Source organism: Pseudomonas sp. H2_D02 (genome assembly GCF_054677635.1).
The window spans coordinates 4,998,633-5,012,276 of the sequence record NZ_CP162816.1 but is presented as its reverse complement, the minus strand read 5'-3'; the positions used below and the strand labels follow the sequence as shown (position 1 = coordinate 5,012,276).

Here is a 13,644-nt window from a genome sequence, read left to right as displayed (position 1 = left end):
GAGCTGCTCAACCTAGCTTAGCCAGATTAGACGAGCACACCGGATGCAATTTCGCCCCTGCTCCGCTAGCATTAGCCGCTTATGTTCCTTCGTTGCGACGGTTTTCGATGAGTTATCAGGTTCTTGCACGTAAATGGCGTCCGCGCTCGTTCCGCGAAATGGTCGGCCAGACCCATGTGCTCAAGGCTCTGATCAATGCCTTGGACAGCCAGCGGCTGCACCACGCCTATCTGTTCACGGGCACCCGTGGCGTGGGCAAGACCACCATCGCGCGGATCATCGCCAAGTGCCTGAACTGTGAAACCGGCATCACCTCGTCGCCCTGCGGCGAATGTTCGGTCTGCCGGGAAATCGACGAAGGCCGTTTTGTCGATCTGATCGAAATCGACGCCGCCAGCCGCACCAAGGTCGAGGACACCCGCGAACTGCTCGACAACGTGCAGTACGCGCCGAGCCGTGGGCGCTTCAAGGTCTACCTGATCGACGAAGTGCACATGCTCTCCAGCCATTCCTTCAATGCGCTGCTCAAGACCCTCGAAGAACCGCCGCCCTACGTCAAGTTCATCCTGGCGACCACCGATCCGCAGAAACTCCCTGCAACGATTCTGTCGCGGTGCTTGCAGTTCTCCCTCAAGAACATGACGCCGGAACGCGTCGTCGAGCATTTGACCCACGTGCTGGGCGTCGAGAACGTGCCCTTCGAAGACGACGCGCTGTGGCTGTTGGGCCGCGCCGCCGATGGTTCGATGCGCGACGCCATGAGCCTGACCGACCAGGCCATCGCGTTCGGCGAAGGCAAGGTCATGGCCGCCGATGTGCGGGCCATGCTTGGCACGCTTGATCACGGCCAGGTCTATGACGTCTTGCACGCATTGATCGAAGGCGACGCCAAGGCGCTGCTGGAAGCGGTGCGTCACCTGGCCGAGCAGGGACCGGACTGGAATGGCGTGCTCTCGGAAATTCTCAACGTGCTGCACCGTGTCGCCATCGCCCAGGCCCTGCCTGATGGCGTCGACAACGGTCATGGCGACCGTGATCGCGTACTGGCCCTGGCCCAGGCGCTGCCGGCCGAGGACGTGCAGTTCTATTACCAGATGGGCCTGATCGGCCGTCGCGACCTGCCCCTGGCGCCGGACCCGCGAGGCGGTTTCGAAATGGTCTTGCTGCGGATGCTTGCGTTCCGGCCCGCCGATACGCCGGATGCGCCGAGACAAGCGCTAAAGCCAGTGGGGATCAGCCAGGCCACAGCTGATTCCGCCAAGCCAGTGGCTGCCGCGCCCGTGGTTGCGCCGGCAGCGGCTCCTGTTCCGGCAGTGGTGGCGCCCGTAGCCCAGCCGGTGCCGGCGCCTGCCGTCGCGACACCCGAGCCGGAACCTGAGCCGCGCGCCGAGGCGCTTCCCGAGCCGGTTGCCGAAGCCGTCATCGACCTGCCTTGGAACGATCCGGTCGAGCCGGAAGTTGTCCAGCAACCGGCCGTCGAGCCCGTTTTGGAGACCGTTGCCGAGCAGCCTGAATTGCCGCCGATGCCCATGCCGACGCCGGACAGCGCAGTGCCTGACGCGCCGGAGTGGGTGGCTGCACCGATGCCGGAGCCAACGGTGGCCGACGTCGATGTCGCCACGCCGGGCATCGACCTGGACGACGAGCCGCCGCTGGACGAGGACTACATCGAACCGGACATGGATTCGGCCTACAGCTACCTGGATGACCTGGCCAGCGAGCATGCCGCCGAGCCGGCCCCGGAGCCCGAGCCGGAACCGGCGGCGATGCCGGCCACCGGATTGGCCCTGCAATGGCTGGAGCTGTTCCCGAAGCTGCAGATCAGCGGCATGACCGGCAGCATCGCCGCCAACTGTACGCTGATCTCGGTGGAGGGCGACCATTGGTTGCTGCACCTGGATCCGGCCCACAGCGCGCTGTTCAACGCGACCCAGCAGCGTCGCCTCAACGATGCGCTGAACCAGTACCATCAGCGCACCCTGACGTTGACCATCGAGCTGATCAAGCCCGAGCAGGAGACGCCGGCCCAGGCCGCGTCCCGGCGCCGTGCCGACCGGCAGCGTGAAGCCGAGGATTCGATCCACAACGATCCGTTCATCCAGCAGATGATGCAACAGTTCGGCGCCGTGGTCCGTCACGATACTATCGAACCTGTCGAGGCCCCGGTCCCCCAGGGCTCATAACTGAAGGCGCCGGGCCGTGCAGGCCGGGCGCGTTGTTTATCCAAGTACTTTCGAGGTGATTCCCATGATGAAAGGTGGCATGGCCGGCCTGATGAAGCAGGCGCAGCAGATGCAGGAAAAAATGGCCAAGATGCAGGAAGAGTTGGCCAACGCCGAAGTCACCGGCAAGTCCGGTGGCGACATGGTGACCGTGGTCATGACCGGTCGCCATGACATCAAGCGCGTCAGCATCGATCCGAGCGTGGTCGAAGGCCTGAGCGAAGACGACAAGGAAATGCTCGAAGCCCTGTTCGCCGCTGCCGTCAACGACGCGGTGCGCAAGATCGAAGCCAACAGCCAGGACAAGATGTCCGGCATGACCGCGGGCATGCAATTGCCGCCGGGCATGAAACTGCCGTTCTGATTCGCCATCCCGGTCGGGATGGGCTACACACAATGCCAGGCATCGCGCCTGGCATTTTTGTTTCTGCTTCAGAGATAGCAGTGGATGCCAGATCGCTATCGTCGGAACGCCGCCCGGAGCAAGCTCGCTCCCACAGTAGATTGTGATGAATACAAGATGTGTGTTCACCCATGAACCCTGTGGGAGCGAGCTTGCTCCGGGCGGCGTTCCGACGATGCGGCCACTGCGGTCCAACCGAACAAACATCGAACGCCGCCCCCTCGGCAATGGTCTGCTCCCTATACGTGTCCGCTCAACGAACAAGGAGACGCCCCATGTCATCGATTTCCAACCAGCGCATCGTCCTGGCCTCGCGCCCCACCGGCGCGCCAACCGCTGAAAATTTTCGCCTTGAACACATGACGCTGCCGGATCTGGCCGAAGGGCAGATCCTGCTCAAGACGCTGTTCCTGTCCCTGGACCCCTATATGCGCGGGCGCATGAGTGACGCACCGTCCTACGCGGCCCCGGTACAAATCGACGAAGTGATGACCGGTGGTGCTGTCAGTCGCGTGGAGCGCTCGATGCACCCGAAATTCCAGGAGGGTGATCTGGTGGTGGGCGCCACGGGTTGGCAAAGCCACTGCATCAGCGATGGGCGCAATGTCATTCCAATCCCTTCAGGATTGCCCAGCCCTTCGATGGCGCTGGGTGTTTTGGGCATGCCCGGCATGACCGCCTACATGGGGTTGATGGACATTGGCCAACCCAAGGCGGGAGAAACCCTGGTCGTGGCGGCGGCCTCCGGCGCGGTGGGCTCAGTGGTCGGCCAAGTGGCAAAGATCAAGGGCCTGCGGGTGGTGGGCGTGGCCGGTGGCGGTGAAAAATGCAAATACGTGGTCGATGAGCTGGGGTTCGACGCCTGCATCGACCACAAGAGCGCGAATTTTGCCGAAGAGCTGGCTCGGGCCTGCGACAAGGGCATTGATATCTATTACGAAAACGTCGGCGGAAAGGTTTTTGAGGCAGTGCTGCCATTGCTCAACGCCAAGGCGCGCATCCCGCTTTGCGGTTTGATCGCGTCCTACAATGATCATCAGCCGCCAAGTGGTCCGGATCGCCTGCCGCAGCTACAGCGCACCCTGTTGACCAAACGCGTGCGCATCCAGGGTTTCATCGTGTTCGATGACTACGGTGACCGCCAGCCGGAATTCATCAGCGCCATGGCGCCTTGGGTGCGCGACGGCCGGGTCAAGTTCCGCGAAGACGTCGTCGACGGACTGGAGAATGCACCACAGGCGTTCATCGGCCTGCTGGAAGGGCGCAATTTCGGCAAGCTGGTCGTGCGGGTGGCGCGCGATTGAGTATTTGACGCTAATCGGAGGCGCGGGTATAAACCGCGTCTCGTTGTTATGTCGGACGTTTCCTCGATGAGCTTCAGCCCTTTGATCCGCCAACTGATTGATGCCCTGCGAACCTTGCCGGGCGTGGGTCAGAAAACCGCCCAGCGCATGGCGTTGCAATTGCTCGAGCGTGATCGCAGCGGCGGCTCGCGCCTGGCCCAGGCCTTGAGCCAGGCCATGGAAGGGGTAGGGCACTGTCGCCTGTGCCGGACCCTGACCGAGGACGACCTTTGTCCGCAATGCGCCGACCCGCGTCGGGACGACAGCCTGCTTTGTGTGGTGGAGGGGCCGATGGACGTCTATGCGGTGGAGCAGACCGGTTTTCGTGGCCGTTACTTTGTGCTCAAGGGGCACTTGTCGCCGCTCGACGGCCTGGGGCCCGAGGCGATTGGCATTCCACAATTGATGGCGCGGATCGAGGAGGCGGGCACGTTTACCGAAGTCATCCTCGCCACCAACCCGACGGTCGAAGGCGAAGCTACCGCCCATTACATCGCCCAGTTGCTGAGCTATAAAGGCCTGGTGGCCTCTCGCATCGCCCACGGCGTGCCGCTGGGTGGGGAGCTTGAGCTGGTGGACGGCGGGACGCTGGCGCATTCGTTTGCGGGGCGTAAGCCGATCGCCTTATAACCGCCACACAACCCCCACACAACCCCCTGTGGGAGCGAGCTTGCTCGCGATAGCGGTGTGTCAGCCAGTATAAGTATCAACTGATCCACCGCCATCGCGAGCAAGCTCGCTCCCACAGGGTTATTCGTTGTTTGGAGGTTATTTTTCGCTGAGCGAAAACTGCGTCAGGCAGAACGTCGGGATGCCCATGTCTTCCAGGCGCTGGGACCCGAGCAGCTCCGGCAGATCAATGATCGCGGCCGCTTCGTGGACCTTCGCACCCATGCGGCGGATCAGGTTGGCGGCGGCGATCAACGTGCCGCCCGTGGCGATCAGGTCATCGAACATCACCACCGAATCCCCTTCGCACAGGCTGTCCGCGTGGACTTCCAGGAAGGCTTCGCCGTACTCGGTCTGGTAACCCTCGGCCAATACGTCGGCCGGCAGTTTGCCTTGCTTGCGAAACAGCACCAGAGGCTTGTTCAACTGATAGGCGAGGATCGAGCCAATCAGGAAGCCGCGTGCATCCATCGCGCCGATGTGCGTGAACTCGGCCTCGACATAACGGTGGGCGAAACTGTCCATGACCAGCCGCAGGGCCGTGGGTGACTGAAACAACGGTGTGATATCGCGAAAGATCACGCCTGGCTTGGGGAAATCGATCACGGGGCGGATCAGGGATTTGATGTCGAAGGAGTCGAAGACCATCGTTGAGGTGTCCTGGCTGGCTGCAAACGCGGCAGTATAGCGCGGCGAGGCGAAAGCCTCAGCCGCGCAAGCGCATCAGCCGTCGACCGAGCCGCCAGCCAAAGCGCAGAGCTGGATCGGATCAAGGATATGGATCTCCTTGCCCTCGGCGGCAATCAATTCATTCTGCTGGAACCGGGTAAACACCCGGGACACGGTTTCCACCGCCAGGCCCAGGTAGTTGCCGATTTCGTTGCGCGACATGCTCAAGCGAAACTGATTGGCCGAAAACCCACGGGCACGGAAGCGCGCCGAGAGGTTGACCAGGAACGTCGCAATGCGCTCATCGGCGGTCTTCTTCGAGAGCAACAGCATCATTTGCTGGTCGTCGCGGATCTCCCGGCTCATCACCCGCATCAACTGGCGGCGCAGCTGCGGCAGCTGTATGGCCAGTTCATCCAGGCGATCGAAGGGGATTTCGCACACGGAAGTGGTTTCCAGCGCCTGGGCCGAGACCGGATGGCTTTCGGTGTCCATGCCGGACAGGCCCACCAGTTCACTGGGCAGGTGGAACCCGGTGAGCTGTTCTTCGCCACCGTCGCTCAGGTTGAACGTCTTCAGGGCGCCCGAGCGCACGGCGTAGACCGAGTCGAAGGCATCGCCCTGGCGGAACAGGAACTCGCCTTTTTTCAAGGGACGTCCCCGCTTGACGATGTCGTCCAGCGCGTCCATGTCCTCCAGATTCAGCGAAAGTGGCAGACAGAGAGGGGCCAGGCTGCAATCCTTGCAATGAGCCTGGTTATGAGCGCGCGATTTGACTGGCTCGGACATTTCTTAAATCCTTGTGGGAAAAACACACATTAGACGTAAGGGTAACCCAGCGCACACACTCCGGCCAGTGCAGCGTTACCGTCAAATTGTCGCGCTCAGATGACTCGGGAAAAACGCTGCCGGTTTTGCTGCTCCAGATAGGCATCGAACACCATGCAGATCGAGCGCACCAGCAGGCGCCCGGCAGGCAAGACCTGGAGATGCGTGTCCGTCAATTCGATCAGGCCATCGTCGGCCATGACCTGCAACTGCGGCCATGACGACGCAAAATAGTCACGGAAATCGATGTTGAAGCGTTGCTCGATTTCGGCGAACGCCAGGATGAAGTGGCAGATCAGTTGCTGGATCACCGCTCGACGCGCTCGGTCGTCGGCGTTGCACACCAGCCCGCGACTGGTTGCCAGTTGCCCATCGGCCAATGTGTTCTGGTAATGGTTCAGGTCGCTGCTGTTTTGGCAGTACAGGTCGCCGACCTGGCTGATGGCCGACACCCCTAGGCCGATCAGATCGCAGTGGCCATGGGTGGTGTAGCCCTGGAAGTTACGCTGCAATGTCGCCTCTTCCTGAGCGATCGCCAGTTCGTCGTCGGGCAGGGCAAAGTGGTCCATGCCGATGTAGCGGTATCCGGCGGTGGTCAGTTGTTCAACGGTGCCTTGCAGCATGGCGAGTTTCTGCTCGGGGTTTGGCAGGTCCAGGCTGTTGATGCGCCGCTGGGGCATGAAGCGTTCCGGCAGGTGGGCGTAATTGAACACCGAGAGGCGGTCCGGTTGCAGGTTGATGACTTCCTCGACGGTGCGCGCGAAATTGTCCGGGGTCTGCTTGGGCAGGCCGTAGATGAGGTCGATGTTGATCGAGCGAAACTGCAAGGTCCGCGCCGCTTCGATCACGGCACGGGTTTCTTCCAGGCTTTGCAGGCGATTGACGGCGCGCTGGACGGCCGGGTCGAGGTCTTGCAGGCCGACGCTGACCCGGTTGAAACCCAATTCCCGCAACAGGCCCATGGTCGACCAGTCGGCTTCGCGAGGGTCGATCTCGATGCTGTAGTCGCCGGAATCGTCGTCCATCAGGTTCAAGTGCTGGCGCAGCTTGGCCATCAACTGGCGCAGCTCGTCGTGACTGAGGAACGTCGGGGTGCCACCGCCCAAATGAAGTTGTTCGACGCGCTGGGCGGGGTCGAGATGGCAGCCGATCAGCTGGATTTCCTGCTCCAGGCGTTGCAGGTAGGCATGGGCGCGACCGCGGTCCTTGGTGATGACCTTGTTGCAGGCGCAGTAGTAGCAGATGTTCGCGCAAAACGGCACGTGCACATACAGCGATAGCGGCTTGAGCGCCTTGCGGCTATCGCGCAGGGCGTGAAGCAGGTCGAACGAGCTCACCTGGCTGCCGAACTGTGCCGCGGTCGGGTACGAGGTGTAGCGTGGTCCCGCCAGGTCGTAGCGGCGGATCAGGTCTGAGTCCCAACGAATGGCGTCGAGCATGCGGGCGTTCCCCGGATAGGCTGGCATGGTCGGGAGTCTATGGGGGCGTGGGGAGGGGGGTGTTGATTTGCGTCAACGGCGCATCAGCAGTCGTCGAGGGGCGACGTCTGTCCAGACCACTCAAGACCCGTGGCGAGGGAGCTTGCTCCCGCTCGGCTGCGCAGCAGACGCAATATCAGCTAGATGCGTTCTGCCTGAAGATCGTAGGGGCCTGCTTTGCAGGCCAGCGGGAGCAAGCTCCCTCGCCACGGGGGCTGTTGCGGTGGTTGAGTTCATTCTCTCTGAATGGCTGGCGAAGATGGCGATTCGCTCAGTGCCCCATGAGCCAATGCTGATGCGGCCCTGGCAGCGTCCAGATACCGAAGACAATCACCAACAATCCCCCGGCCATGCGTACGCTGCGTTTGCGCAGCAGCGCGGTGACGCGCTCGGCCGCCAGGCCGGTGGCGAGCAGCACCGGCCAGGTGCCGAGGCCGAAGGCGAGCATCAGCAGCGCACTGTCCAGTGCATTGCCCTGGCTGGCGGACCACAGCAGGGTGCTGTAGACCAATCCGCACGGCAACCAGCCCCATAATGCGCCGAGCAGCAAGGCCCGAGGCACGCTCGACACTGGCAGCAAGCGGTTGGCGACAGGCTGGATATGTCGCCACAAACCACGACCGATACTTTCGATGCGGGTCAGGCCGCTCCACCATCCGGCGAGGTACAGGCCCATGGCGATCAGCAGCAAACCGGCCAGCACGCGCATGATCATCGCCGCCGGGCTGTTGGCGACGGCCCAGCCGGCCAGGCCGATCAGCAAGCCTGCGGTGGCGTAGCTCAGGATCCGTCCGAGGTTGTACGCCAGCAACAGCCGAAAGCGGCGGCTGCGTTGGTCCTTGGGAATCGCCAGGGTGAGGGCGCCCATCAGGCCGCCACACATGCCCAGGCAATGGCCGCCGCCCAACAGACCCAGGATGACGGCTGAAACCAGCAGCGGTGCCAGGTCAAGCATGGGGCGGCGCCTTGTCGTCCGGTTTCTGGACCTCGCCGCTGGCTTCGTCCACCGCCGCCTTGTGGTTCGGGTCCTGGTCGTCGAACAGGATGCTGTGGGCCGGACCGTCAAGGTCGTCGTACTGTCCGCTGTCCACGGCCCAGAAAAAAATGTACACGGCGATGGCCACGATCAGCAGCGCGGCCGGGATCATTACGTAGAGAGCTGGCATGTCGGAACTCCATGCCCGCGCGGCTCAGGCCGGCAGCGGGCGGGTATCGGGTGTGGCGTCGAGCGCCTGCGGTTGACGGGTCAGCCTCAGCGCATTCAGCACCACGGTCAGCGAACTGATGGACATGCCGACCGCGGCCCACACCGGCGTGATCCAGCCGAGGGCGGCGAACGGCAACATGAGCCCATTGTACAGCCCTGCCCAGACCAGGTTCTCGATGATCACCCGACGGGTGCGCCGGGCCAGGCTGAAGGCATGGATCAAGGCATCGAGGCGATTGGACAGCAGCACCGCGTCGGCGCTGGTCTTGGCCAGGTCGGTGGCCGAACCCATGGCGACGCTGATGTCCGCCGCCGCCAATACCGGCACGTCGTTCACACCATCGCCGAGCATCAGCACCTTGCGGCCTTGCTGATGCAATTGTTGGAGCACTGCCAGCTTGTCGTCCGGACGCAAGCCGCCGCGGGCTTCATCGATGCCCAGTTCGGCGGCGACGCTGGCAACCATCGGCGAGCTGTCGCCGGACAGCAGCAGTGTCCGCCAGCCCCGCGCCTTGCAGGCGGCCAGCAGCGCCGGGGCATCCGTGCGCAAACGATCGTCGAGGACAAACCAGGCCAGGGGGCCGACATCATCCCCCAACAGCAGCCATTGCCCGGGTTCGTCCGGCATCAACGGTACCGCGGCGCCACTCGGTTCGCAGACGAACACTGGATGGCCGATGCGCAGTCTCTGCTCGCCCACTGAACCCTCCAGGCCCAGGCCCGGGAAGCTTTGGACGTGCTCGGCGGCCAGCGGGGCGCGACCGAAGGCACGGGCAATAGGATGTTCCGAGCGATTTTCCAACGCCGCGGCCAAGGCCAGGCACTGGTCGCTGTCGAGTGCGGCGAGCGGTCGAATGGCGCGCAACGCCAGGCGGCCTTCGGTCAGGGTCCCGGTCTTGTCGAAAATCACCGTGTCGATCTGGTTCAGGCCCTCCAGCACATGACCTCGGGTCAACAGCAGTCCGAGTTTGTGCAAGGTCCCAGTGGCGGCGGTCAGGGCAGTCGGCGTCGCCAGCGAGAGCGCGCAAGGGCAGGTGGCGACCAGCATTGCCAAGACGATCCAGAAGGCGCGGGATGCGTCCAGGTACCACCACAGCAGGCCGATGGCGACTGCGGCAATCAAGGAAAACAGCAGGAACCATTGGGCTGCGCGGTCGGCGATTTCCGCCAGTCGTGGCTTTTCGGCCTGGGCCCGTTCCAGCAGCCGCACGATGGCTGACAGCCGGGTGTCATGGCCCAGCGCTTGCACTTCGACGGTCAGGGCGCCGTCGACATTCAGCGTACCCGCAGTGACCGCGTCGCCGACCTGGCGGGGTTGTGGCAAGTATTCGCCGGTCAGCAGCGATTCATCGACGCTGGACTGGCCGTCGAGAATTCGGCCGTCGGCCGGCAGGATCGCGCCGGGCTGGACCAATACCCGGTCGCCCGTGCGCAGTTCGCTGAGCAGGATGCGCTCGCTCTGGCCGTGATCATCCAGGCGCAGGCACGAGGCGGGCAGCAGGTTGACCAATTGCGCGGTGGCGGCAGCGGTGCGTTCCCGGGCCCGCCGTTCCAGGTAGCGGCCGGCCAGCAGGAACAGGGCGAACATGCCGACGGCATCGAAGTACAACTCGCCGGCACCGGTGATGGACGTCCAGATTCCGGCGATGTAGGCACTGCCAATGGCCAGGGACACCGAAACGTCCATGGTCAGGTGGCGGGTGCGCAGGTCGCGCATGGCGCCTTTGAAAAACGGTGCGCAGCTGTAGAACACGATCGGCGTCGTCAGGAACAGCGCGACCCAGCGCAGGATGGTGTGCATCTCAGGGCTCAGGTCGATGTTGAATTCCGGCCAGGTGGCCATGGTCGCCATCATCGCCTGGAACCACAACAACCCCGCCACCCCTAATTGGCGCAGGGCCAGGCGGTTCTGCGCAGCGAGCTGTTCGCTGGCCTGATCGGCCTGGTAGGGGTGCGCGGCGTAGCCGATCTGGCGCAGTTCGGCGAGCAATGTGCTCAGCGGCAATTGAGCATCGGCCCAGCGGACGTGCAGGCGATGGTTGGACAGGTTCAGCCGCGCCTCGGCCACGGCCGGCAAGGTGCGCAGGTGTTTTTCGATCAGCCAGCCGCAGGCCGCGCAACTGATGCCTTCCATGAGCAGGGTGGTCTCGGACAGGTCGCCTTCATGGCGGACGAACGATTGCTGCACGTCCGGGCGATCGTACAGTGCCAGCTCATCGGTCAACTGGACGGGCAAGGTCTCGGGGTTGGCCGACGCTTCACTGCGATGTAGGTAGTAACTTTCCAACCCGCCGGCGACGATCGCCTCGGCTACCGCCTGGCAGCCCGGGCAGCACAGCTCGCGGGTCTCGCCGAGGACAACGGCGGTGAAGCGGCTGCCGGGAGGGACGGGCAGGGCGCAGTGGTAGCAGGGTTGTGGGGTGGTCATGGTTGTCGGGTGAAGGCCTTTTGTGGCGAGGGAGCTTGCTCCCGCTCGGCTGCGCAGCAGTCGTGTTTCAATACGTAATATGCCCGAGGAATGTCGGATCAAAAACAGGGCCGCTTCGCGACCCAGCGGGAGCAAGCTCCCTCGCCACAAAAGCAGCTTATTTCTTCAGGTCTTCAGCGCCTTGCAGCGGCTCATCGCCCAGCAGGATGTCCTGGTTGTGATTGACCTGCTCTTCTTCGAACAGCCGCCAGGTCTTGTCGTTCTCCACACCGAGCAATTCGACAAAGCGCCGACCTTCGATCTTGTCCGCCAACTGGCCAACATAGCGCCCCGGTTCGCTGTCGTTGCGGGTCAGGACAATCTTGCGGTCCTTCTCCGGCTGCGTCGGCGAGATCAGGCTCAGTTCCACGGTCTGGGGCCGGCTGTTGCCGTTCAGGCGCAGGTTGACTTCACCGGTAAGGTCGTCCAATTGCACATTGGCATGCAATTGCAGGGTCTGGGCCAGCAGTTCGCGCTCCAGCGAGCGATTGATGCCTTTGCCAGCCTCGTAATAGTTGTCGTTGACCAAGTTGTCCGGATTCTTCACCGCAATGGTCACCATGGTCAGGCTCAGCGTTACCGAGCAGGCGAGGATCCCGATGATGATCCACGGCCAGAGGTGCTTGTACCAAGGGCTGGTGGCGGTTGCTGCAGGCATGGGCATTTCTCTCAACGAGTCTGTGGGCCGATGAACCGGCTCTTGGCTTCAACATGGACGCTGTCGTCATCGGCATCCTTGAGGATGAACGTCACCTCGTTGGTGCTCGACGGCAGTTGTTCCGGTGCGCTGGACAGTTCAACCGGCTGGCTGTAGATCTCGCCTGCGGCAACCTTGATTTCGCGACGGCCTTGCAGCTTGAGATCAGGCAAGCCGGCGGCTTCCAACACGTACGTATGGTCGCGTTGGTCCTTGTTCATGATCTTCAGGCTGTAGACGTTCTCGATCCGGCCTTCGGCGTTTTCTCGATACAGCACGCGGTCCTTGCTGACGTCGAAACCCACCAGCGAACGCATGAAGAACGCCGTGACCAGCAGGCTGATCATCGCCAGCAGCACCAAGGCATAACCGATCAGGCGCGGGCGCAGTTTATGGGTTTTCTGCCCCGAAAGGTTGTGTTCGGTGGTGTAGCTGATCAGGCCACGCGGATAGTCCATCTTGTCCATGATGTTGTCGCAGGCATCGATACAGGCTGCACAACCGATGCATTCGATCTGCAAGCCGTCGCGGATGTCGATGCCGGTGGGGCAGACCTGGACGCACATCGTGCAGTCGATACAGTCGCCGAGGCCCAGGGCCTTGTAGTCGATACCTTTCTTGCGCGGGCCACGGCTTTCACCGCGACGTGGGTCATAGGAAACGATCAGGGTGTCCTTGTCGAACATCACGCTCTGGAAGCGGGCGTAAGGGCACATGTAGATGCACACTTGTTCACGCAGCCAGCCGGCATTGCCGTAGGTGGCGAGGGTGAAGAAACCGACCCAGAAATACGACCAGCCATCGGCCTGGCCGGTAAAGAACTCGAAGACCAGCTCGCGGATCGGCGTGAAATAGCCGACGAAGGTCATGCCGGTGACGAAACCGATCAGCAGCCAGAGGCTGTGCTTGGCGAATTTGCGCAAAAATTTGTTGGCGCTCATGGGCGCCTTGTCGAGCTTGATGCGCTGGTTGCGGTCGCCCTCGGTGACCTTTTCGCACCACATGTAGATCCAGGTCCAGACGCTTTGCGGGCAGGTGTAGCCGCACCAGACCCGACCGGCATACACCGTGATGAAAAACAGGCCGAAGGCGGCGATGATCAACATCCCCGACAGCAGGATGAAATCCTGGGGCCAGAAGGTGGCGCCGAAAATAAAGAATTTGCGTTCCGGCAGGTTCCACCAGACAGCCTGGTGACCGCCCCAATTCAACCAGACCGTGCCGAAATACAGCAGGAACAGGAAGGCTCCGCCAACCATTCGCAGGTTGCGGAACAGGCCCGTGAAGGCGCGGGTGTAGATTTTTTCCCGAGAGGCATACAGGTCGACGCTTTTGTTGGCGTCCTTGGCAGGCGGGGTAACGTCATGTACCGGAATCTGGTTGCTCATCAAATGCATCCCACGGCAGTGGAAAAACGCCGAGGCCAGTACGTGCCGGCTACGGTCAGAAAGGGTGTTGCAGTGGCGCAATGATACGCCTGTCGCTCTAGGTCAAGGGTGCGACCTTTGGTCGCGTTGGGTGTCTGGGCCGAATGGTGTAGCGGATGTAACAAGTCATGACCTGGATCAATTGACTATAGACAGGGTATGGCGTTGGCAGAGATTGGATGGGGGTGGCTTCGCCGCCCAGCGAGAGCAAGCCCCCTCGCCACGGGACTTTCC

The 13,644-nt window shown here is 62.6% G+C and carries 12 protein-coding genes; 4 read left to right on the top strand and 8 right to left on the bottom strand.

The window, feature by feature from the left end:
* The first annotated feature begins 107 nt into the window (after window positions 1-107).
* The 4 genes from dnaX (at window position 108) to recR (ending at window position 4,598) form a co-directional block, all read left to right on the top strand.
* Window positions 108-2,183, top strand: a complete 2,076-nt coding sequence (gene dnaX / locus AB4N42_RS22840) for a DNA polymerase III subunit gamma/tau (RefSeq protein WP_460115412.1) — start codon at window positions 108-110, stop codon at window positions 2,181-2,183.
* Between the two features lie 64 nt (window positions 2,184-2,247).
* Window positions 2,248-2,586, top strand: a complete 339-nt coding sequence (locus AB4N42_RS22835) for a YbaB/EbfC family nucleoid-associated protein (protein WP_003183512.1) — start codon at window positions 2,248-2,250, stop codon at window positions 2,584-2,586.
* A gap of 314 nt (window positions 2,587-2,900) precedes the next feature.
* Window positions 2,901-3,929, top strand: coding sequence for an NADP-dependent oxidoreductase (locus tag AB4N42_RS22830; RefSeq protein WP_030140890.1), 1,029 nt, complete (start codon window positions 2,901-2,903; stop codon window positions 3,927-3,929).
* A gap of 66 nt (window positions 3,930-3,995) precedes the next feature.
* Window positions 3,996-4,598, top strand: coding sequence for a recombination mediator RecR (recR, locus tag AB4N42_RS22825; RefSeq protein ID WP_460115411.1), 603 nt, complete (start codon window positions 3,996-3,998; stop codon window positions 4,596-4,598).
* A gap of 138 nt (window positions 4,599-4,736) precedes the next feature.
* Here recR and AB4N42_RS22820 read toward each other — a convergent pair whose 3' ends face one another.
* From AB4N42_RS22820 to ccoG, 8 genes are all read right to left on the bottom strand, one after another.
* Window positions 4,737-5,285, bottom strand: coding sequence for an adenine phosphoribosyltransferase (locus AB4N42_RS22820; RefSeq protein ID WP_003183509.1), 549 nt, complete (start codon window positions 5,283-5,285; stop codon window positions 4,737-4,739).
* A 75-nt stretch (window positions 5,286-5,360) separates the two neighbouring features.
* On the bottom strand, window positions 5,361-6,095 hold the full coding sequence (fnr, locus tag AB4N42_RS22815) for a fumarate/nitrate reduction transcriptional regulator Fnr (protein WP_030140892.1): 735 nt from the start codon (window positions 6,093-6,095) through the stop codon (window positions 5,361-5,363).
* Between the two features lie 95 nt (window positions 6,096-6,190).
* Complete coding sequence (gene hemN, locus AB4N42_RS22810; protein ID WP_030140893.1) at window positions 6,191-7,573, bottom strand: oxygen-independent coproporphyrinogen III oxidase; 1,383 nt, start codon at window positions 7,571-7,573, stop codon at window positions 6,191-6,193.
* Between the two features lie 310 nt (window positions 7,574-7,883).
* Complete coding sequence (locus AB4N42_RS22805; protein WP_030140894.1) at window positions 7,884-8,567, bottom strand: sulfite exporter TauE/SafE family protein; 684 nt, start codon at window positions 8,565-8,567, stop codon at window positions 7,884-7,886.
* Window positions 8,560-8,778 carry a cbb3-type cytochrome oxidase assembly protein CcoS gene (gene ccoS, locus AB4N42_RS22800; RefSeq protein WP_030140895.1) on the bottom strand — a complete coding sequence of 73 codons (219 nt, stop codon included), beginning with the start codon at window positions 8,776-8,778 and terminating at the stop codon, window positions 8,560-8,562. Before ccoS ends, AB4N42_RS22805 begins: the two co-directional genes overlap by 8 nt.
* A 24-nt stretch (window positions 8,779-8,802) precedes the next feature.
* A complete protein-coding gene (locus tag AB4N42_RS22795; RefSeq protein ID WP_217861547.1) occupies window positions 8,803-11,247 on the bottom strand; it encodes a heavy metal translocating P-type ATPase in 2,445 nt (814 codons plus the stop codon).
* 157 nt (window positions 11,248-11,404) lie between these two features.
* Complete coding sequence (locus AB4N42_RS22790) at window positions 11,405-11,944, bottom strand: FixH family protein (RefSeq protein WP_030140897.1); 540 nt, start codon at window positions 11,942-11,944, stop codon at window positions 11,405-11,407.
* Window positions 11,945-11,955: 11 nt separating this feature from the next.
* On the bottom strand, window positions 11,956-13,371 hold the full coding sequence (gene ccoG, locus AB4N42_RS22785) for a cytochrome c oxidase accessory protein CcoG (protein WP_030140898.1): 1,416 nt from the start codon (window positions 13,369-13,371) through the stop codon (window positions 11,956-11,958).
* Between the last annotated feature and the right edge of the window lie 273 nt (window positions 13,372-13,644).